The sequence below is a fragment of the Streptomyces meridianus genome (genome assembly GCF_023703325.1).
In the GTDB taxonomy this organism is placed as follows: Bacteria; Actinomycetota; Actinomycetes; order Streptomycetales; family Streptomycetaceae; genus Streptomyces; species Streptomyces meridianus.
The window spans coordinates 25,269-46,402 of record NZ_JAMQGM010000030.1 but is presented as its reverse complement, the minus strand read 5'-3'; the positions used below and the strand labels follow the sequence as shown (position 1 = coordinate 46,402).

The 21,134-nt window shown below is 67.8% G+C and carries 14 protein-coding genes, 1 tRNA gene and 1 pseudogene; 1 reads left to right on the top strand and 15 read right to left on the bottom strand.

From position 1 onward, the window contains the following. Nucleotides 1-140 precede the first annotated feature (140 nt). The 15 genes and pseudogenes from fusA to M1E25_RS14845 all read right to left on the bottom strand — a co-directional run bounded on the left by fusA (nt 141) and on the right by M1E25_RS14845 (nt 19,503). The gene (gene fusA, locus M1E25_RS14915; RefSeq protein WP_251415465.1) at nt 141-2,261 is read right to left on the bottom strand and encodes an elongation factor G; all 2,121 of its coding nucleotides are present in this window, start codon (nt 2,259-2,261) and stop codon (nt 141-143) included. Between the two features lie 38 nt (nt 2,262-2,299). Beyond that, on the bottom strand, nt 2,300-2,770 hold the full coding sequence (rpsG, locus tag M1E25_RS14910; protein WP_251415463.1) for a 30S ribosomal protein S7: 471 nt from the start codon (nt 2,768-2,770) through the stop codon (nt 2,300-2,302). A gap of 2 nt (nt 2,771-2,772) precedes the next feature. Beyond that, nucleotides 2,773-3,144, bottom strand: a complete 372-nt coding sequence (rpsL, locus tag M1E25_RS14905; RefSeq protein ID WP_003948652.1) for a 30S ribosomal protein S12 — start codon at nt 3,142-3,144, stop codon at nt 2,773-2,775. A gap of 282 nt (nt 3,145-3,426) precedes the next feature. Then, complete coding sequence (locus tag M1E25_RS14900; RefSeq protein ID WP_285830791.1) at nt 3,427-3,906, bottom strand: DUF1707 and DUF4190 domain-containing protein; 480 nt, start codon at nt 3,904-3,906, stop codon at nt 3,427-3,429. Between the two features lie 218 nt (nt 3,907-4,124). Next, nucleotides 4,125-8,039: a DNA-directed RNA polymerase subunit beta' gene (locus M1E25_RS14895; protein ID WP_251415458.1), complete on the bottom strand. Its 3,915-nt coding sequence runs from the start codon at nt 8,037-8,039 to the stop codon at nt 4,125-4,127. A gap of 158 nt (nt 8,040-8,197) precedes the next feature. Beyond that, the gene (rpoB, locus tag M1E25_RS14890; RefSeq protein WP_251415455.1) at nt 8,198-11,680 is read right to left on the bottom strand and encodes a DNA-directed RNA polymerase subunit beta; all 3,483 of its coding nucleotides are present in this window, start codon (nt 11,678-11,680) and stop codon (nt 8,198-8,200) included. Between the two features lie 573 nt (nt 11,681-12,253). Beyond that, the gene (gene rplL / locus M1E25_RS14885) at nt 12,254-12,640 is read right to left on the bottom strand and encodes a 50S ribosomal protein L7/L12 (RefSeq protein ID WP_251415452.1); all 387 of its coding nucleotides are present in this window, start codon (nt 12,638-12,640) and stop codon (nt 12,254-12,256) included. Between the two features lie 134 nt (nt 12,641-12,774). Continuing rightward, entirely contained in the window at nt 12,775-13,335 is a 561-nt protein-coding gene (rplJ, locus tag M1E25_RS14880; protein ID WP_251415450.1) for a 50S ribosomal protein L10, read from the bottom strand. A gap of 254 nt (nt 13,336-13,589) precedes the next feature. Continuing rightward, on the bottom strand, nt 13,590-14,519 hold the full coding sequence (locus tag M1E25_RS14875; RefSeq protein ID WP_251415447.1) for an SCO4651 family lipoprotein: 930 nt from the start codon (nt 14,517-14,519) through the stop codon (nt 13,590-13,592). 268 nt (nt 14,520-14,787) lie between these two features. Then, nucleotides 14,788-15,510, bottom strand: a complete 723-nt coding sequence (gene rplA, locus M1E25_RS14870; RefSeq protein ID WP_251415445.1) for a 50S ribosomal protein L1 — start codon at nt 15,508-15,510, stop codon at nt 14,788-14,790. Between the two features lie 93 nt (nt 15,511-15,603). Then, a complete protein-coding gene (gene rplK / locus M1E25_RS14865) occupies nt 15,604-16,038 on the bottom strand; it encodes a 50S ribosomal protein L11 (protein ID WP_251415443.1) in 435 nt (144 codons plus the stop codon). 182 nt (nt 16,039-16,220) lie between these two features. Continuing rightward, nucleotides 16,221-17,874 (bottom strand): annotated as a pseudogene (locus M1E25_RS14860) (phosphodiester glycosidase family protein). Nucleotides 17,875-18,087: 213 nt separating this feature from the next. Then, complete coding sequence (gene nusG, locus M1E25_RS14855) at nt 18,088-18,963, bottom strand: transcription termination/antitermination protein NusG (protein ID WP_251415441.1); 876 nt, start codon at nt 18,961-18,963, stop codon at nt 18,088-18,090. 74 nt (nt 18,964-19,037) lie between these two features. Continuing rightward, entirely contained in the window at nt 19,038-19,322 is a 285-nt protein-coding gene (secE, locus tag M1E25_RS14850; RefSeq protein WP_251415439.1) for a preprotein translocase subunit SecE, read from the bottom strand. 108 nt (nt 19,323-19,430) lie between these two features. Continuing rightward, a tRNA-Trp gene (locus tag M1E25_RS14845) sits at nt 19,431-19,503 on the bottom strand. Nucleotides 19,504-19,756: 253 nt separating this feature from the next. On the opposite strand from M1E25_RS14845, the gene M1E25_RS14840 reads away from it, so the two are divergent. Beyond that, complete coding sequence (locus M1E25_RS14840) at nt 19,757-20,995, top strand: pyridoxal phosphate-dependent aminotransferase (RefSeq protein ID WP_251415437.1); 1,239 nt, start codon at nt 19,757-19,759, stop codon at nt 20,993-20,995. Nucleotides 20,996-21,134 lie beyond the last annotated feature (139 nt).

Sequence of the window (21,134 nt, the reverse complement as noted above, 5' to 3'; positions counted from 1 at the left end):
ACCAGGACCCCGAGGGGATGCCCTTGGCCGTATTCGCTTGGGGGCGGGCCCCGGGGCCCGTCGCGGAACACGTGCACGTCCCGCGACGGGATGAACCCGGATGCCTTATTGCTCCAGCCTAATCGCTGAGCAGCTCTGTGCTACTCGCCCTTGGCCTTCGCGATGATCTCCTCTGCCACGTTCCGGGGAACCTCGGCGTAGGAGTCGAACTGCATCGAGTAGCTCGCGCGACCCGACGTCTTGCTGCGGAGGTCTCCGACGTAACCGAACATCTCCGACAGCGGCACCAGGCCCGTGACGAGCTTGGCCCCGGAGCGGTCCTCCATGGACTGGATCTGACCGCGGCGGGAGTTGATGTCGCCGATCACGTCGCCCATGTAGTCCTCGGGCGTTGTGACCTCGACCTTCATCATCGGCTCGAGCAGGGCCGGGCCGGCCTTGCGGGCGGCCTCCTTGAAGGCCATCGAACCGGCGATCTTGAAGGCCATCTCGGAGGAGTCGACCTCGTGGTAGGCGCCGTCGAGCAGGACGACCCGGACACCCGTGAGCGGGTAGCCGGCGAGCACGCCGAACTCCATGGCCTCCTGGCAGCCGGCGTCCACCGAGGGGATGTACTCCTTGGGGATGCGGCCACCGGTGACCTTGTTGACGAACTCGTAGCCGTCGCCCTCGAGCGGCTCCAGCGCGATCTGGACCTTCGCGAACTGACCGGAACCACCGGTCTGCTTCTTGTGCGTGAAGTCCAGCTTCTCGACCGGCTTGCGCAGCGTCTCGCGGTACGCGACCTGCGGCTTGCCGACGTTGGCCTCGACCTTGAACTCGCGCTTCATGCGGTCGACCAGCACGTCGAGGTGCAGCTCACCCATACCGGCGATGATGGTCTGACCGGTCTCCTCGTCGGTGTGGACCTGGAAGGACGGGTCCTCCTCGGCCAGACGCTGGATGGCGACACCCAGCTTCTCCTGGTCGCCCTTCGACTTGGGCTCGATGGCGACCTGGATGACCGGCGCGGGGAAGTCCATCGACTCCAGGATCACCGGGTTGCTCGCGTCGCAGAGGGTCTCACCGGTGGTGGTCTGCTTGAGACCCATGACGGCGACGATGTCGCCGGCACCCACCGAGTCGATCTCCTCACGCTTGTTCGCGTGCATCCGGTAGATCTTGCCGATGCGCTCCTTCTTGCCCTTCACCGAGTTCTGGACCTGGGAACCCGCATGCAGGCGACCCGAGTAGACGCGGATGAAGGTGAGCTTGCCGAGGTGCGGGTCGCTCGCGATCTTGAAGGCGAGGGCGGCCAGCGGCTCGCTCTCGGACGGCTTGCGGGTGATGACCTCTTCCGCGTCGTTCACCGCGTGGCCGTCGATGCCCTCGACGTCGATCGGGGACGGCAGGTAGCGCACAACGGCGTCGAGCAGGGGCTGCACGCCCTTGTTCTTGAACGCGGTGCCGCAGAAGACCGGGGTGACGGTCGCGCCGCCGCCCTTGCCCGAGCCGATGGTGATGCGGCGGATGGCCTCGTACAGCTGGTCCTCGGTGGGCTCCTCGCCCTCGAGGTACAGCTCCATCATCTGCTCGTCGTTCTCGGCAACGGTCTCGAGCAGCTTGCCGCGCCACTCCTCGGCCGCCTCGGTGTGCGTGGCCGGGATGTCGACGGTGTCGTACATCTCGCCCTTGCTCGCTTCGGCGGACCACACGAGCGCCTTCATGCGGACCAGGTCCACGACGCCCTTGAAGTCGGCCTCGGCACCGATCGGCAGCTGCATGACGATCGGAGTCGCGCCGAGGCGGTCCGTGATCATGTCGACGCAGCGGTGGAACTCGGCGCCGGTGCGGTCGAGCTTGTTCACGAAGCAGATACGCGGCACACCGTAGCGGTCCGCCTGACGCCACACCGTCTCGGACTGCGGCTCGACACCGGCAACGCCGTCGAACACCGTCACGGCACCGTCGAGCACGCGCAGCGAACGCTCCACCTCGACGGTGAAGTCGACGTGGCCCGGCGTGTCGATGATGTTGATGGTGTGGTCGACGTCGTCCATCGGCCAGTGACACGTGGTCGCAGCAGACGTGATCGTGATGCCACGCTCCTGCTCCTGCTCCATCCAGTCCATGGTGGCAGCGCCGTCGTGGACCTCACCGATCTTGTACGAGACACCGGTGTAGAACAGGATCCGCTCGGTGGTCGTCGTCTTGCCCGCGTCGATGTGGGCCATGATCCCGATGTTGCGGACCTTGGCCAGGTCAAGTGAAGTGGTAGCCATAAGGCTTCAGTCTTCTCTCGGTTTCGATGGGGTAGCGACTACCAGCGGTAGTGCGCGAAGGCCTTGTTGGACTCGGCCATCTTGTGGGTGTCCTCGCGACGCTTGACCGAAGCACCGAGACCGTTGCTGGCGTCCATGAGTTCGTTCATGAGGCGCTCGGTCATGGTCTTCTCGCGACGAGCACGGGAGTACCCGACGAGCCAGCGCAGCGCGAGGGTGGAGGCGCGGCCGGGCTTGACCTCGACCGGCACCTGGTAGGTGGCGCCACCGACACGACGGGACTTGACCTCGAGGGTCGGCTTGATGTTCTCCAGCGCGCGCTTCAGCGTGATGACCGGGTCGTTGCCGGTCTTCTCGCGGAGGCCCTCCATGGCACCGTAGACAATGCGCTCAGCGGTGGAGCGCTTGCCGTTCAGCAGAACCTTGTTGATCAGCGAGGTGACAAGAGGAGAACCGTAGACCGGGTCGATGATGACCGGGCGCTTCGGGGCGGGGCCCTTACGAGGCATGCTTACTTCTCCTTCTTGGCGCCGTAGCGGCTGCGGGCCTGCTTGCGGTTCTTGACACCCTGGGTGTCGAGGGAGCCGCGAATGATCTTGTAGCGAACACCCGGCAGGTCCTTCACACGGCCACCACGCACGAGCACGATGGAGTGCTCCTGCAGGTTGTGTCCCTCACCCGGAATGTAAGCCGTGACCTCGATCCCGCTGGTCAGACGCACACGCGCGACCTTACGCAGGGCCGAGTTCGGCTTCTTCGGGGTGGTCGTGAACACACGCGTGCAGACGCCGCGGCGCTGAGGGGAACCCTCGAGGGCGGGCGTCTTGTTCTTTTCGACCTTGTCCTGCCGGCCCTTGCGGACCAGCTGCTGGATCGTAGGCACCGTTTCTCCGGTTTCTGTGTGCCGATCTCGTTGAAGCTAACCTGGGGTTTTCCCGTGGATCTCGACGGTTTCCCCGACCCACGCGGTCGGGTGTGTCGAAGGCTGCAGACCGCCGCAGGAGCGGAAAGGTGCAGATTTCGGTGTCTCGACCTCGGACTCCCCGCACCTGCAAGAGCGCATGGGAGCCCAGGGACACCCCAGGCACAAGGTCAGAGCGTACCTACCGCATCCTCTGCGGTCAAAACAACTGTCACGCGCAGGACATCCGGCCCGAGACGGACCCTACTGCGTGATCATCATGACCATGGCCATGCACAGGACCACCGCCCAGAAGGCCACGGACACATAACCGAGCACCAGGCCCGCAGTGGCCATGCCCTCGCCCCGCTCCCCGGTGCGCCGGATCCGGGACTTGGCCACATGCCCGAGAACGACGGCCGGCACCCCGGCCACTCCCCAGGTCACGACCGTCAGCATGCCGCAGATCAATGAGCCCACCGCCATCCCGTTGGGAGGCGGCAGCGGCGGTCTCGGCAGGAACGTGGCCGGCAGCTGAGCCGGAAACGGCTGCTGCTGCGGCATCATCACCGGCACAGGACCTTGCGGCAGATCACGGACGAGCCCCGACAACTCCCCCAGAGTGACGGCACGATGAGCGCAGTCGATCCGCTGCACGTATTCCCCGTGGGACAACCGCCCCTCGGCGTAGGCCGCCTTCAGCACGTCCATCGTGCGCTCCCGGTCCGCATGCCCCGCCCGCATCCCGGGGCCGTCACCCTGCCATGGCTGCGGCCACATCATGTCTCCCCCGTCCGGCATTTCGCCCTCGTCAGGAGCGGGGACGCCGGACGGGGCCACCCGGTTCCTCCGGGAACGCCACAGGGCGGCCCCCACGTCGGGGGGCCGCCCTGTGCGCGTGCGCTCAGGAACCGCTGCCGTTCCTCACCGGCTCGGGAGGCCGGCGGGGAACAGGCGTCGATTCACTGGTTGTACGGGCCGTAGTCGTAGTCCTCGAGCGGGACCGCCTGGCCGGATCCGGTGCCGAAGGGCGAGTAGTCGATGTCGTCGTAACCGACGGCCGAGTACATCGCGGCCTTCGCCTCCTCGGTCGGCTCCACCCGGATGTTGCGGTAGCGGGACAGGCCCGTACCGGCCGGGATGAGCTTACCGATGATCACGTTCTCCTTGAGGCCGATCAGGGAGTCCGACTTGGCGTTGATCGCCGCGTCGGTCAGGACCCTGGTCGTCTCCTGGAAGGACGCCGCCGACAGCCACGACTCCGTGGCCAGCGACGCCTTGGTGATACCCATCAGCTGCGGACGGCCGGAGGCCGGGTGGCCGCCTTCCGTGACCACACGACGGTTCTCGCCCTCGAACTTGGTGCGCTCCACGAGCTCACCCGGCAGCAGCTCCGCGTCGCCGGACTCGATGATCGTCACACGGCGCAGCATCTGCCGGATGATGATCTCGATGTGCTTGTCGTGGATCGACACGCCCTGCGAGTTGTAGACCTTCTGGACCTCGCCGACCAGGTGGACCTGGACCGCACGCTGACCGAGGATCCGCAGCACGTCGTGCGGGTTGATGGCACCCACGGTGAGCTTCTGGCCCACATCGACGTGGTCGCCCTCGGCGACCTCCAGACGGGCACGCTTGGAGATCGCGTACGCGGTCTCCTCGGAGCCGTCGTCCGGCGTGACGATGATCTTCTTCGTCTTCTCGGTCTCCTCGATGCGGACCCGGCCGGCCGCCTCGCTGATCGGGGCCACACCCTTCGGGGTACGGGCCTCGAAGAGCTCGACGACACGGGGCAGACCCTGCGTGATGTCGTCACCGGCCACACCACCGGTGTGGAAGGTACGCATCGTCAGCTGGGTGCCGGGCTCACCGATGGACTGCGCGGCGATGATGCCGACGGCCTCACCGATGTCCACCAGCTTGCCGGTGGCCAGCGAGCGGCCGTAGCAGTAGGCACAGGTGCCCACCGTGGACTCGCAGGTCAGGATGGAGCGGGTCTTGACCGACTCCACACCGTGCGCGACGAGCTGGTCGATCAGGACATCGCCCAGGTCGACGTTGGCCGGCGCGATGACCTTGCCGTCCACGACGACATCCTCGGCGAGCATCCGCGCGTACACGCTGGTCTCGACGTCTTCCGCCTTGCGGAGCACGCCGTCGGGACCCTTGGACGCGATCTGCAGCTTCAGACCGCGCTCGGTGCCGCAGTCCTCCTCGCGGATGATGACGTCCTGCGAGACGTCGACCAGACGACGCGTCAGGTAACCCGAGTCGGCGGTACGCAGAGCGGTGTCCGCGAGACCCTTACGGGCACCGTGCGTGGAGATGAAGTACTCCAGCACGGAGAGACCCTCACGGAACGACGCCTTGATGGGCCGCGGGATGGTCTCGTTCTTCGCGTTGGACACCAGACCACGCATACCGGCGATCTGACGCATCTGCATCATGTTTCCGCGCGCACCCGAGTCGACCATCATGAAGATCGGGTTCGTCTTCGGGAAGTTCGCGTTCATCGCCTCGGCGACCTCGTTGGTCGCCTTGGTCCAGATCGCGATGAGTTCCTGCGTGCGCTCGTCCTTGGTGATCAAACCGCGCTCGTACTGCTTCTGGACCTTCTCGTCCTGCGCCTCGTAGCCCTCGACGAGCGCCTTCTTCGCCTCGGGCACGACGATGTCCGAGATGGCCACGGTGACGCCGGAACGGGTCGCCCAGTGGAAGCCGGCCGCCTTCAGGTTGTCGAGCGTCGCCGCCACGATGACCTTGGGGTAGCGCTCGGCGAGGTCGTTGACGATCTCGGAGAGCTGCTTCTTGCCCACCGAGTAGTCGACGAACGGGTAGTCCTCGGGCAGCAGTTCGTTGAACAGCGCGCGGCCCAGCGTGGTGCGCAGCCGGAAGCTGTCACCGGGCTGCCACTCACCCGCTCCGACGCCGTCGTCCCCTGCCTCCGGAGCCGGCGGGGTCCAGCCGCGGGGCGGGACGGTGCCGATCGGGAAGCGGATGTCGACCTTCGCCTGGAGCGACAGCTCCCGCGCGTCGAACGCCATGATCGCCTCAGCGGTGGAACCGAACGAACGGCCCTCACCGATGACCTTCCGCTCCGCCTCGTCGGTGGTGAGGAAGAACAGACCGAGGACCATGTCCTGGGTCGGCATGGTGACCGGACGGCCGTCGGCCGGCTTGAGGATGTTGTTCGAGGACAGCATCAGGATGCGGGCCTCGGCCTGGGCCTCGGCCGACAGCGGCAGGTGGACGGCCATCTGGTCACCGTCGAAGTCCGCGTTGAACGCGGTGCAGACGAGCGGGTGGATCTGGATGGCCTTGCCCTCGACCAGCTGCGGCTCGAAGGCCTGGATGCCGAGGCGGTGCAGCGTCGGTGCACGGTTCAGCAGCACCGGGTGCTCGGCGATGACCTCTTCGAGGACGTCGTACACCACGGTGCGGCCGCGCTCGACCATGCGCTTCGCCGACTTGATGTTCTGCGCGTGGTTGAGGTCCACCAGGCGCTTCATCACGAACGGCTTGAAGAGCTCCAGCGCCATGGCCTTCGGCAGACCGCACTGGTGCAGCTTGAGCTGCGGACCGACGACGATGACGGAACGGGCCGAGTAGTCGACACGCTTGCCGAGCAGGTTCTGACGGAAGCGGCCCTGCTTGCCCTTGAGCATGTCGGACAGCGACTTGAGCGGGCGGTTGCCCGGACCCGTCACCGGCCGGCCACGGCGGCCGTTGTCGAACAGCGCGTCGACAGCCTCCTGCAGCATCCGCTTCTCGTTGTTCACGATGATCTCGGGGGCACCGAGGTCGAGAAGCCGCTTGAGGCGGTTGTTGCGGTTGATCACACGGCGGTACAGGTCGTTCAGGTCGGAGGTCGCGAAGCGGCCACCGTCCAGCTGCACCATCGGACGCAGGTCCGGCGGGATCACGGGCACGCAGTCGAGCACCATGCCCTTGGGGCTGTTGCTGGTCTGCAGGAACGCGGAGACGACCTTGAGGCGCTTGAGCGCACGAGTCTTCTTCTGGCCCTTGCCGGTCCGGATGATCTCGCGGAGGCGCTCGGCCTCCTCGTCGAGGTCGAAGGTCTCCAGGCGCTTCTGCAGCGCGGCGGCGCCCATCGAGCCGTCGAAGTAAGTGCCGAAACGGTCGCGCAGCTCGCGGTAGAGCAGCTCGTCGCCCTCGAGGTCCTGGACCTTGAGGTTCTTGAAGCGGTTCCAGACCTCGTCCAGGCGGTCGATCTCACGCTGGGCACGGTCGCGCAGCTGCTTCATCTCGCGCTCGGCGCCCTCGCGCACCTTGCGGCGGACGTCGGCCTTGGCACCCTCGGCCTCGAGCTCGGCCAGGTCGGTCTCGAGCTTCTTGGCGCGGGCCTCGAGGTCGGCGTCGCGACGCTGCTCGATCTGCTGGCGCTCGACGGAGACGTGGGCCTCCAGCGACGGCAGGTCGTTGGTGCGGCGCTCCTCGTCCACGTACGTGATCATGTACGCAGCGAAGTAGATGACCTTCTCGAGGTCCTTCGGGGCGAGGTCGAGCAGGTAGCCCAGCCGCGACGGAACGCCCTTGAAGTACCAGATGTGGGTGACGGGAGCGGCCAGCTCGATGTGGCCCATCCGCTCACGGCGCACCTTGGCGCGCGTGACCTCGACGCCACAGCGCTCGCAGATGATGCCCTTGAAGCGGACGCGCTTGTACTTGCCGCAGTAGCACTCCCAGTCCCGGGTCGGACCGAAGATCTTCTCGCAGAAGAGTCCGTCCTTTTCGGGCTTGAGGGTGCGGTAGTTGATGGTCTCCGGCTTCTTGACCTCGCCGTGGGACCACTGACGGATGTCGTCAGCAGTCGCCAGGCCGATCCGCAGCTCGTCGAAGAAGTTGACGTCGAGCACTTGTCGTCAATCCCTCTTTCGGGGTTTGTCGCCGCTTCCGGGGGTTCCCGCCTCCCCCGAGGGGGCGGAGGGACCGCTCGGCAGCGGCTGTGTCTTCATCGTGGTCTGTACGGTCCGGGTTGGCCGGGACTCACACGGGGCGAGCCCCGGCCGAACCGTCAGACCTCTTCGACGCTGCTCGGCTCTCGCCGGGACAGGTCGATACCGAGCTCTTCCGCAGCGCGGAAGACGTCCTCGTCCGTGTCGCGCATCTCGATGGACATGCCGTCCGAGGACAGCACCTCCACGTTGAGGCAGAGCGACTGCATCTCCTTGATCAGCACCTTGAACGACTCGGGGATGCCCGGCTCGGGGATGTTCTCGCCCTTGACGATCGCCTCGTAGACCTTCACGCGGCCGGTGACGTCGTCGGACTTGATGGTCAGCAGCTCCTGGAGGGCGTACGCGGCGCCGTACGCCTCGAGCGCCCACACCTCCATCTCGCCGAAGCGCTGGCCACCGAACTGGGCCTTACCGCCCAGCGGCTGCTGGGTGATCATCGAGTACGGACCGGTCGACCGGGCGTGAAGCTTGTCGTCGACCAGGTGGTGCAGCTTGAGGATGTACATGTACCCGACCGAGATCGGGTCCGGGAACGGCTCACCGGAGCGGCCGTCGAACAGTCGCGCCTTGCCGGACGGGAGGACCATGCGGTCACCGTCGCGGTTCGGGACCGTGGCCTCGAAGAGACCGGCGATCTCGTCCTCGCGGGCGCCGTCGAACACCGGGGTGGCGACGTTGGTGCCGGGCGCGACCTCGTCCGCGCCGATGGCCTTGAGGCGCTTCATCCAGTCGGAGTCGCCGTCGACCTTCCAACCCTGGGAGGCCAGCCAGCCCAGGTGGATCTCGAGGACCTGTCCCGGGTTCATCCGGGACGGGACGCCGAGCGGGTTGAGGATGATGTCGACGGGCGTGCCGTCCTCGAGGAACGGCATGTCCTCGACCGGCAGGATCTTCGAGATGACGCCCTTGTTGCCGTGACGGCCGGCGAGCTTGTCACCGTCGGTGATCTTGCGCTTCTGGGCGACGTAGACGCGGACCAGCTGGTTCACGCCCGGAGGAAGCTCGTCGCCCTCCTCACGGTCGAAGACGCGGACACCGATGACCTTGCCGATCTCGCCGTGCGGCACCTTGAGCGAGGTGTCGCGGACCTCGCGCGCCTTCTCGCCGAAGATCGCGCGGAGCAGGCGCTCCTCCGGGGTCAGCTCGGTCTCGCCCTTGGGCGTGACCTTGCCGACCAGGATGTCGCCGGCGACGACCTCGGCACCGATGCGGATGATGCCGCGCTCGTCGAGGTCGGCGAGGACCTCCTCCGAGACGTTCGGGATGTCCCGGGTGATCTCCTCGGGGCCGAGCTTGGTGTCCCGGGCGTCGACCTCGTGCTCCTCGATGTGGATCGAGGAGAGGACGTCGTCCTGCACCAGACGCTGGCTGAGGATGATGGCGTCCTCGTAGTTGTGGCCCTCCCATGGCATGAACGCCACGAGGAGGTTCTTGCCGAGTGCCATCTCGCCCTCGTCGGTGGACGGACCGTCGGCGAGCACCTGGCCCTCGACGACCCGCGCACCCTCGTCCACGACGACCTTCTGGTTGAAGGAGGTGCCCTGGTTGGAGCGGGAGAACTTCGCGACCCGGTACGTGGTGTACGTGCCGTCGTCGTTGGTGACGGTGACGTAGTCCGCGGAGATCTCCTGGACCACACCCGGCTTCTCGGCCTTGATGACGTCACCGGCGTCGACCGCGCAGCGGTACTCCATGCCGGTACCGACCAGCGGCGCCTCGGCCCGGATGAGCGGCACGGCCTGGCGCATCATGTTCGAGCCCATGAGGGCGCGGTTGGCGTCGTCGTGCTCGAGGAAGGGGATCATGGCGGTCGCGACCGACACCATCTGGCGCGGCGAGACGTCCATGTAGTCGACCTCGTCGCCGGGAATGTAGTCGACCTCACCGCCACGGCGGCGGACCAGGACCCGGTTCTCGGCGAAGTGCAGGTCGTCCGTCAGCGGGGCGTTGGCCTGCGCGATGACGAAGCGGTCCTCCTCGTCGGCGGTCAGGTAGTCGACGTCGTCGGTGACGACACCGTCACGCACCTTGCGGTACGGGGTCTCGACGAAGCCGAACGCGTTGACCCGGCCGTACGACGCGAGCGAGCCGATCAGACCGATGTTCGGCCCTTCCGGCGTCTCGATCGGGCACATGCGGCCGTAGTGCGACGGGTGAACGTCACGGACCTCGAAGCCGGCCCGCTCACGGGACAGACCGCCCGGACCCAGCGCCGACAGGCGACGCTTGTGGGTCAGACCCGACAGCGGGTTGGTCTGGTCCATGAACTGGGACAGCTGGCTGGTGCCGAAGAACTCCTTGATGGAGGCGACGACAGGCCGGATGTTGATCAGGGTCTGCGGCGTGATCGCCTCGACGTCCTGGGTGGTCATCCGCTCACGGACGACGCGCTCCATACGGGCCAGGCCGGTGCGCACCTGGTTCTGGATGAGTTCGCCGACGTTGCGCAGACGGCGGTTGCCGAAGTGGTCGATGTCGTCGGTCTCGACGACGATCGTCACGCCTTCGGCGGTGGTCGTCTCGGTCTCGCCGGCGTGCAGCTTGACCAGGTACTTGATCGTCGCAATGACGTCCTCGGTGGTGAGCACACCGGCGTCGAGCGGCTGGTCCCCGCCGAGCTTCTTGTTCACCTTGTAGCGGCCGACCTTCGCCAGGTCGTAGCGCTTGGGGTTGAAGTAGAGGTTCTCGAGGAGGGTCTGCGCGGCCTCGCGCGTCGGGGGCTCGCCCGGACGCAGCTTGCGGTAGATGTCGAGCAGCGCGTCGTCCTGGCCCTGGGTGTGGTCCTTCTCCAGGGTGGCGCGCATCGACTCGTACTCGCCGAACTCCTCGAGGATCTGCTCGGTGGTCCAGCCGAGGGCCTTCAGGAGAACGGTGACGGACTGCTTGCGCTTGCGGTCGATGCGGACGCCGACCATGTCGCGCTTGTCGATCTCGAGCTCCAGCCAGGCGCCCCGGGACGGGATGACCTTGGCGGAGAAGATGTCCTTGTCGGAGGTCTTGTCGATGGAACTGTCGAAGTAGACACCCGGCGAGCGGACCAGCTGCGAGACGACGACACGCTCGGTGCCGTTGATGCAGAAGGTGCCCTTGTTGGTCATGAGCGGGAAGTCGCCCATGAAGACCGTCTGGGACTTGATCTCGCCGGTCTCGTTGTTGGTGAATTCGGCGGTGACGAACAGCGGCGCCGCGTACGTGAAGTCGCGGTCCTTGCACTCGTCGATCGAGTTCTTCGGCGGCTCGAAGCGGTGGTCACGGAAGGTCAGCGACATCGACCCGGAGAAGTCCTCGATCGGGGAGATCTCTTCGAAGATCTCCTCCAGACCGGACTTGGTGGGGACGTCCTGTCCACTTTCCAGGGCCGACTCGACACGAGTCTTCCATGCGGCGTTGCCGAGCAGCCAGTCGAAGCTCTCGGTCTGCAGCGCAAGGAGGTTCGGAACCTCGAGGGGCTCCTTGATCTTCGCAAAGGAGATGCGCAGCGGTGCGGTGCTGGCGCCGTTGTTCGTATTGGCAGTCGAGGCGTTGCGCGAGGCGGCCAAGAGGGGGTCCTTCCGAGGGCTCGGACTCACTACGCGCGTACCGGTCCCAGACGGGCACAGAGAGGAAAACTCCAGGTCATGGAGGCTTCAACCGTAATGCTCGAGTGAGGGCTTACCCTTGGCGACGGGCAGAGGGCAGCTAACAGGCAGCGCAAAGGGTCAGTGTAGCCACTCGGCTCACTGATGTCCAGAGCGGTTTCCCGGAGACCGGCAGGGCCAATCTCTCCTCCCGCGGGGTCTCCCCCATCTGTTGTGACGCCGGACGGGCCTCGGTTCCCGTTCGGCGCTCGGATCAGGCATTCCCATTGCTTCACCGATCCATGCCTCGAACGTGGATCGATATGAGACGCGACCTGAGAATCGCGCGCCTGCTGCCGTTCGTCAAGGCCCCCCACTGCGGGGACCGGGTTGCCGGTCGAGCCGCCGGAGCAACGATGATCACCCTACCCGCAGGTCGCAGCAGGGCGACGCAACCGAGGCTGCAACGCCGAAGGGCGACCACCCTGACGGGTGATCGCCCTCCGGAGCGAGTCCGACCCCGCGCCGAGGCGCGGTGGGGGCGGACTCAGCGGGTCACTTGACCTCGACAGCCGCGCCGGCGCCCTTGAGGGACTCGGCGGCCTTCTCGGCAGCTTCCTTGCTGACCTTCTCGAGGACCGGCTTCGGGGTGCCGTCGACGAGGTCCTTGGCTTCCTTCAGACCCAGCGAGGTCAGCTCACGCACGACCTTGATGACCTGGATCTTCTTGTCGCCGGCGCCGGTGAGGATGACGTCGAACTCGTCCTGCTCCTCAGCAGCCTCGGCGGCCGGGGCGCCCGGGGCGCCGGCGGCGGCGACGGCGACCGGAGCGGCAGCCTCGACGTCGAACTTCTCCTCGAAGGCCTTCACGAACTCGGAGAGCTCGATGAGGGTCATCTCGCTGAACTGCTCGAGCAGGTCGTCCTGGGACAGCTTCGCCATGATGGCGTCCTTCCACTATTCGGCAGGTGCCGGATGTACAGCTCTTCTGTGGCGGGCGTCTGCCTTGCGGCAGTACTTCGTATACGGGCCCGCTGCGACCGTGACGGTGGCGAGATCACACGCGGAGCGTGTGATTACTCGCCGGCCTCGGCCTCGGCGGGAGCCGGCGTGCCGGCACCGCCCTGCTCGACCTTGCTGCGAAGTGCGTCCGCGGTGCGGACGAACTTCGAGAGCGGGGCCTGGAAGGTCGCCGCGGCCTTGGCCATGGACGCCTTCATGCCACCGGCAAGCTTGGCGAGCAGCACCTCACGGGACTCGAGGTCCGCGAGCTTCTTGATCTCGTCGGCGGACAGCGCCTTGCCGTCAAGGACACCGCCCTTGATGACGAGATTGGGGTTCTCCTTGGAGAAGTCACGGAGACCCTTCGCCGACTCCACCGGGTCACCGGTGACGAAGGCAACCGCCGTCGGACCCTCGAAGAGGTCGTCCAGCGTGTTGATCCCGGCCTCGTTGGCCGCGATCTTGGTCAGCGTGTTCTTCACCACGGCGTACTGGGCGTTCTCACCGAGCGAACGGCGCAGCTGCTTGAGCTGTGCCACGGTGAGACCGCGGTACTCGGTCAGCACAGCGGCGTTGGAGCTGCGGAACTTGTCCGTCAGCTCGGTAACCGCGGCAGCCTTGTCGGGCCTCGCCATGAGCCTCGGCCTCCTTCCGGGTGATCGGACCGCTCGGAAGGGGCTCGAACGACGAAAACGCCCCGGGCGCAGGCGCACGGGGCAGAGTTCCACCGGAAGCGAGCTTCCGGGAACACAATCCTCATTCACCTGCGCGGGTCGTCCGCAGTCAGCGGATCCTTCGGCCACCGCACCCATTCGGGCGCAGCAACGACCGGCGGTCTTTGGCTTCCCCGGAAGGGTACGCGAACGCCTGCGCCTCGGGCAAATCGCCGTCAGAGGCCGCTGCCGGCCCCCGATCCGCCGAGCTCCTTCAGCATCTCCATCAGGTCGATGGTCTCGCCGGCCGGCGGGGCCTCGACCTTCGCGGCGGCTCCGTAGTCGGAGTACCGGGAGGTCACCTTCGTCAGGCCCTCACGGGAGTCGATCCCGACGACCATCTTGACCGGGTAGTCGTCCTCGTTGACCCAGACCTCGGTGTCGTAGCCCTTGATGCCGGCCTTCTTCATGTTCTCGACGAGCTGCTTGCGCTCCTTCTCGCTGAGCGCCTCGAGCATGGCCGCGTTCTTCTCGGTCATCTCGTCGAGGGTGAGCCGGCCCTTGTAGTGCTCCGCGGCCTCGCCGTCGACCTTGTCGGGGCCGATGTGCTTGAGGTTGGGCGAGTCCAGCAGCATCGCCAGCTGCTGCGAGGGGTCCTGGTTCATCTCCTCGAGCCCTGCGGTCATGGCCTTGACCGCCTTCTCGTCGCCGGAGGCCTCGGCCGCGGCGGCGACGTCCAGTTTCATCCAGCGCTTCCCGCCGGCCTGGGCCGCCGCCTCGGTGCCCATGTCCATGTACATGACGTTGTCGACCCAGACCATCCGGAGCTTCTCCGGCGCGTCGGCGCCCATACCGCCGAACATGGATCCCGACACGGTCATGTCCATGATGGTGGGGTTCCAGCCCATCACGCCGGACATCTCCATGTCCCCGCCCTCTGCGGAACCGGAGGGCGCCGACACGGTCATGTCGACCTTGGCCGACTTGGCGTCGGAGGTCTTCTCGAACGCCGCGTCGAGGGCCTGGGCCGGCGTCCGCTGCGTCGCCTCGGGGCTGCTCGCGGAGTCCTTCGCGGACTTGTCGTCGTTCTGGCATCCGACGGTACCGGCGAACAGCGCAACCGCCGCCAGCGTGACACCGGTACGTCGTATGGTCATGGTCCCCATGTCCCCACCCCTCATGTGTTTCGGTCCGGGGGCGAACGGTAGTGCACGGGAGGACGCACAGGGACCCGTGGAAGAGCTTCGATCCCACCCCGACGGGATCACGGACGCACACGCCGCATCGATGCGGGCCACGGCCGGCCTCCCACCCGGGCGCCGTCCCCCGAGCCCGGTGATGGCGGTTCGGCCCGTCACACAGCGAGCCGGGCCCGCCCTCTCCGGAAAGAGGGCGGGCCCGGCTCGTCGCTCGGCTGCTGCGATCCCGGGGGGATCAGACGGCGGCCGGGTCCTCCTCGACGAGGAGGTTGCGGCTGCGGTTCGGGTCCAGCGGGATGCCGGGGCCCATCGTGGTGGTCAGGCTCGCCTTCTTGACGTAGCGGCCCTTCGCGGCGGACGGCTTGAGACGGAGAATCTCGTCCAGGGCCGCGCCGTAGTTCTCCACCAGCTGGCGCTCGTCGAACGAGACCTTGCCGATGATGAAGTGGAGGTTCGCGTGCTTGTCGACACGGAACTCGATCTTGCCGCCCTTGATGTCCGTCACGGCCTTGGCCACGTCCGGGGTCACCGTGCCGGTCTTCGGGTTCGGCATCAGACCACGCGGACCGAGCACGCGGCCCAGGCGGCCGACCTTGCCCATGAGGTCCGGGGTGGCGACGACGGCGTCGAAGTCCAGGCGGCCCTTCGACACCTCGTCGATGAGCTCGTCGGCGCCGACGATGTCGGCACCCGCGGCACGCGCGGCCTCGGCACGGTCACCGGTCGCGAAGACCAGGACCCGGGCGGTCTTACCGGTGCCGTGCGGAAGGTTCACGGTGCCGCGGACCATCTGGTCGGCCTTGCGCGGGTCGACGCCCAGACGCAGGGCGACCTCGACGGTCGCGTCGAACTTCGTGGCGGAGGTGTCCTTCGCGAGCCGGACGGCCTCGAGCGGGGCGTACAGACGTCCCGACTCGACCTTGGCGTCCGCAGCGCGGAGGGTCTTGCTGCGCTTCACTGCTACTCCTCAGTGGTGTTCACTGCGGCGAGGGCCGCGGTGGGAGTGGTGGTACGGGCCGCGCCGGCCCTCCCACCTGTTCGGGTGCGGAAATCAGCCCTCGACGGTGATGCCCATGGAACGCGCGGTGCCGGCGATGATCTTCTCGGCGGCGTCCATGTCGTTGGCGTTCAGGTCGGGCATCTTGGTCGTGGCGATGTCACGGACCTGGTCGCGGGTGATCTTGGCGACCTTGGTCTTGTGGGGCTCGCCGGATCCCTTGTCCACACCAGCGGCCTTGAGGATCAGCTTCGCGGCCGGCGGAGTCTTGGTCACGAAGGTGAAGGAACGGTCCTCGTAGACCGTGATCTCCACCGGCACGACCATGCCACGCTGCGACTCGGTCGCGGCGTTGTAGGCCTTGCAGAACTCCATGATGTTGACGCCGTGCTGGCCCAGCGCGGGACCGACCGGCGGCGCCGGGTTGGCCGCACCGGCCTGGATCTGGAGCTTGATCAGCCCCGTGACCTTCTTCTTCTTGGGAGGCATGCTCTCTCCGGGTCTTAGTGAGAGGTGTTTCGCCTCCGGCTCCGGTCATCCGGACGGAGGCATACCGCACCACGATAGCGGTTGGCGTCCCGGGGCCAAAAATCGGGCACCTCGTCCCGCGGCGTCCGCCGTCTTCCCACCCGGAACGACGCCGCTTGCGGGCCCTCACCGGCCCCGGGCCCTCAGTCCCCGGGGGCCGGCGGCAGCACCATGACGCCGTCCCCGACGGGTCGCTCCCCCGCGGGGTCGGACGGACGGCCGACGACCCGTCCGTCGACCGCCATGGTCGTGGAACCGCCGCCGTCGAGGTTGACGGCGTCGACCAGTCCGAGCGAGCGGGCGACGTCCGCAGCTTCGGGGATGCTCAGTCCCAGGTCGTCCGTGCTGCGGCCGTCGACCGTCACGAGCACGGTGCGTCCCCGGCGGTCGGTTCCGGCGAACGTCCGCGGATTGCGCTGGGCGGCCCAGCCGTACGAGAAGCTCGGGTCATCGGCGTGCACCATGCCGTCACGCTGCTGGGTGATCTCGTCCTTGCCGTCGCGGACGAGCTGGGGCCCTCCGTTGACGATCGTGGTGTCCCCGGCGACCGGCCGCGGCGCGCCCGAGGCACCGGCGAGTCCGGAGCGGACCGGCAGCCGGTCGCCCACGCGGACGTCGGCAAGCTCGGCGGTCGAGGCGCCCGTGGCCTGCAACGACGTCGAACCGGCCGGAAGCGCGGCGCCGCGGGCGCCCGCCACGGAACGCACCACGTGGTGCGCGTCGACGACGACCTCACGGCCGGGCCCGGAGGGGGTCTCGCGGCCGTAGTCGCGGGTGAAGGCAACGAGTTCGCTGTCGTCGGTGCAGGTGACGTCGTGCAGCGGCTGCGCCGTGGGCCGGTCGCTCGCGTCACCGCCGCAGTTGCGGATCAGGCCGGGCACCCGGTTGATGCCGTCCAGCCGTACCTGCCGGCCGCCGACCTCGGCCCTCCCCCGCCAGGTCAGCCGTTCGACTCCGCTGCGTCCATCGTCGTGCAGGACGAGCGACGGGCGCCCGTTGGTGGGTTCGGACAGCACCCTGCCCCGGTAGACGCCGACGCCGGCGGGGTCACCCGGAGCGCCGGCAGCCGGGTCCAGCACGAAGAAGCCCGCGTTGACGGCGACCTTGGCGCCTGCGGCCTGCGCCAGGGCGGACGTGGTGTCCCGGTCGTGCAGGTCGGCGCCGTAGGAAGCGCCGAGCCGGCCGTCGAACCGCTTCGGGTCGACGGTGACGACGTCGACGTGCCAGGGCCCACGGGCCCGGCGATCGCCGTCCCAGCCGGTGTAGACACTGTTGCCGGCTTTCCCCGCGGCCGTCAGACGTGCCTTCTCCTCGTCCGCCGCGGCCTTGGTGCGGAAGGAACCGATCCGGACGCGGTACCCGAGCGTGCCCGCGGGGACGTCGGCGGCACGGACGGGCCACCTCCTCGACGCGGGGATCGAAGCCCTTGGCCCGGAGCCGGCCGGCCAACTCCCGGGCAGCCTCCTCATCCGAGATCGCCCGGGGCGGTGCATCGGGGTCGGGCGAAGTGGACCCCGAGGGGATCAGCGCCTCGACCGTCCAGGTCAGCGAGGTGTCGGACTTGCCGCGCGTGATGCGCGTCAACGTCACTCCGGGCTGGAGCTCAGTGGTCCTGCGGGTCTCGGGGAGGCCGGTGGGCCCGAGATCGAGCCGACCGCCCGCGGCACCGGCCTGTTGTGCGGCCGACGGGGCGGAGCCCGACGCCGACGCGGTGACCAGGCCCGAGGCCAGTACCGCTGTCACCAAGGCGGCGATCGTCGTGCTGCCGGCCCGAAGCCGGCGGGTGTGTGCGCTCATGGCGCGGACGGTAGAGCGCCCGCCCTACAGCGGGTAGCCCCCGGGATGACATCTTGCTGAAGCGCGGCCGGCGAGTCCGTGCGCCCGCCGGCGGGCGGGACCGACACGGGGCCGGGACACCCGTTGGGCCGGCCCGTCCCCGTCCCCCGGGAACGGGAGAGCACCCGGCCGGCGGAAACCGCCGACCGGGGGCTCTTTCGAGGCGTCGGACGCCTAGTTCTTCTGGATCTGGTCGAAGCTCAGCTCGACCGGGGTCTCGCGGCCGAAGATCTCGACGAGGCCCTTGACCTTCTTCGAGTCGGCGTTGATCTCGTTGATCGTCGCCTGCAGCGTCGCGAACGGACCGTCGGTGACGGTGACCGAGTCGCCGACCTCGAAGTCCAGCACCTGGACCTCGACCTTGCGGCTGGGAGCGGGAGCACCCGCCTCCTCGGCGGCTGCCCGGGCGGCCTTCTCCTCCGCCTCCGGGGCGAGCATCTTGACGATCTCGTCCAGGGTCAGCGGGTACGGGTCGTAGGCGTTGCCCACGAATCCGGTGACACCCGGGGTGTTTCGGACGACACCCCACGACTCGTTCGTCAGGTCCATGCGCACCAGCACGTAGCCGGGGAGCTTGTTCTGGCGGACGGTGCGGCGGTCGCCGTTCTTGATCTGGACGACCTCTTCCTGCGGCACCTCGGCCTGGAAGATGTAGTCCTCGACGTTCAGCGACACGGCGCGCTGCTCGAGGTTGGTCTTCACACGGTTCTCATAGCCCGCGTAGGTGTGGATGACGTACCACTCGCCGGGGAGCGTGCGGAGCTCCTGGCGCAGTGCCTCGATCGGGTCGACGGCGGCTTCGCCCTCGGACGATGCCTCTGCGTCCTCGGCCACCTCGTCGGTGGCCTCCGCCTCGTCCTCGACGTGCATCGCGGCTTCCTCGGCGGGCTCGCCGGCGGCGGCGTCCGCGGCTGCTGCCTGGTCGCCCTCGGCGTCGCCGACGATGTTGTCAGCGGTGTCGTCGCCCTGGGCCTCGGCCGTCTCGGCCGTTGCCGCAGCCTCTTCGCCCTCTCCGGGCTCGATGGCGTCGTTCGGGTTCGGGTCAGACACGTGGCTGCTTCTTCCTGGCTTCAAGTGGTCGAACATGCGGAGGAACACCGGTCATGGCGCCCCTGCGCGCTGGATCAGCCGAAGACGTACTTGACGGCCTCGGAGAATCCCCAGTCAATCACGGTCACGAGACCGATCATGATGACTACGAAAGCAATCACCACTGTGGTGTACGTCGAGAGCTGGCTGCGCGTAGGCCAGACGACCTTGCGCAGTTCCGCGATGATCTGCCGGTAGAAGAGAGCAAGGCGGGCCAGAGGGCCCTTCTTCCCGCGCTTTCCGCCGCGGCGAGCCTTCTTGGGCTCCTCATCGGAACGACCGCTCTCAGGCGTGTCGATGGAGCCCAGGGCGTCCGTCACTCGTCCTCACCTGAATCCGGGTCGTGGCCGTGCCGCGCCCGGTTGAGCCGCACGGCGGTGCATTGCAGTACGTACATGCGCACACATCCTGGCGAAGAATGCGTGTAGCAGGGCCGGAGGGACTTGAACCCCCAACCGCTGGTTTTGGAGACCAGTGCTCTACCAATTGAGCTACGACCCTTTGTGGTTCCCCCAACGTACCGCATCCGCCCGAGTGCGCGGTGTGCGCAGGGAGGAACGACCCGTGAAGGCCAACGACCAGTGAGTGTACGTGTTCTGCGGCCGGGCGTCGAACAGGTACGGGCACGGGCCCGGTTCCGCCGTGCGGACGGGGCCTCCGTAGCCGCCGCGGGAAGCCCCGGGCGGGGATGCCGCGAGTCCTCCCGCGGCGGTCCTCCGTACCGCTCTCGCCTCTGGTCTGGGACGATGCACGTATGACCGCTGCTACTCCATCCGCACAGTTCCCCGCCGAGCGACGGGTATCAGCCCGCGTCGGCGCGATCTCCGAGTCCGCGACGCTCGCCGTCGACGCCAAGGCCAAGGCGCTCAAGGCCGCCGGACGCCCGGTGATCGGTTTCGGTGCCGGCGAGCCCGACTTCCCGACGCCCGGCTACATCGTCGACGCCGCGGCCGATGCCTGCCGCGACCCGAAGTACCACCGCTACACGCCCGCCGGCGGCCTGCCCGAACTCAAGGCCGCGATCGCCGCGAAGACCCTGCGGGACTCCGGTTACGAGGTGGATCCCGCCCAGATTCTCGTCACCAACGGCGGCAAGCAGGCCATCTACGAGTCGTTCGCCGCGATCCTCGACCCGGGCGACGAGGTGATCGTCCCCGCGCCGTACTGGACCACGTACCCGGAGTCGATCCGGCTGGCGGGCGGCGTACCGGTCGAGGTCGTCGCGGACGAGACGACCGGCTACCGGGTGTCGGTCGAGCAGCTCGAGGCCGCCCGCACCGAGCGGACGAAGGTGGCGCTGTTCGTCTCGCCCTCCAACCCGACCGGCGCGGTGTACACCCCGGCCCAGGTCAAGGAGATCGGCCGCTGGGCGGCCGAGCACGGTCTGTGGGTGATGACGGACGAGATCTACGAGCACCTGGTCTACGGCGATGCACAGTTCACCTCGCTGCCCGCCGTCGTTCCGGAGCTGCGCGACAAGTGCATCGTGGTCAACGGTGTCGCGAAGACGTACGCCATGACGGGCTGGCGGGTCGGGTGGGTCATCGGCCCGAAGGACGTCGTCAAGGCGGCGACCAACCTGCAGTCGCACGCGACGTCGAACGTCGCGAACGTCTCGCAGGTGGCCGCGATCGCCGCGGTCTCCGGTGATCTGGACGCCGTGGCGGAGATGCGCGAGGCGTTCGACCGCCGCCGCCGCACGATCGTCCGGATGCTCAACGAGATCGAGGGGGTCGAGTGCCCCGAGCCCGAGGGTGCGTTCTACGCGTACCCCTCGGTGAAGGGCCTGCTCGGCAAGGAGATCCGCGGCAAGCGGCCGTCGACGACGGTGGAACTGGCGGAGGTGATCCTGGAGGAGGCCGAGGTCGCGGTCGTTCCGGGTGAGGCGTTCGGCACCCCGGGCTACCTGCGGCTGTCCTACGCGCTGGGCGACGAGGACCTCGTCGAGGGCGTCTCCCGGATGCAGAAGCTGCTGGGCGAGGCCCGCGACTGACGTTCCGCTCCAGCGCCTCCGTGCGACGAAGGGCCCCCGGCAACCGCCGGGGGCTCTTCGGACGTTCGCACACGATGCCGAACGGACACTCGTTCGGACAAACCCCCTACCGGGCAGGCGGTCGGATGCGGCAGGATCC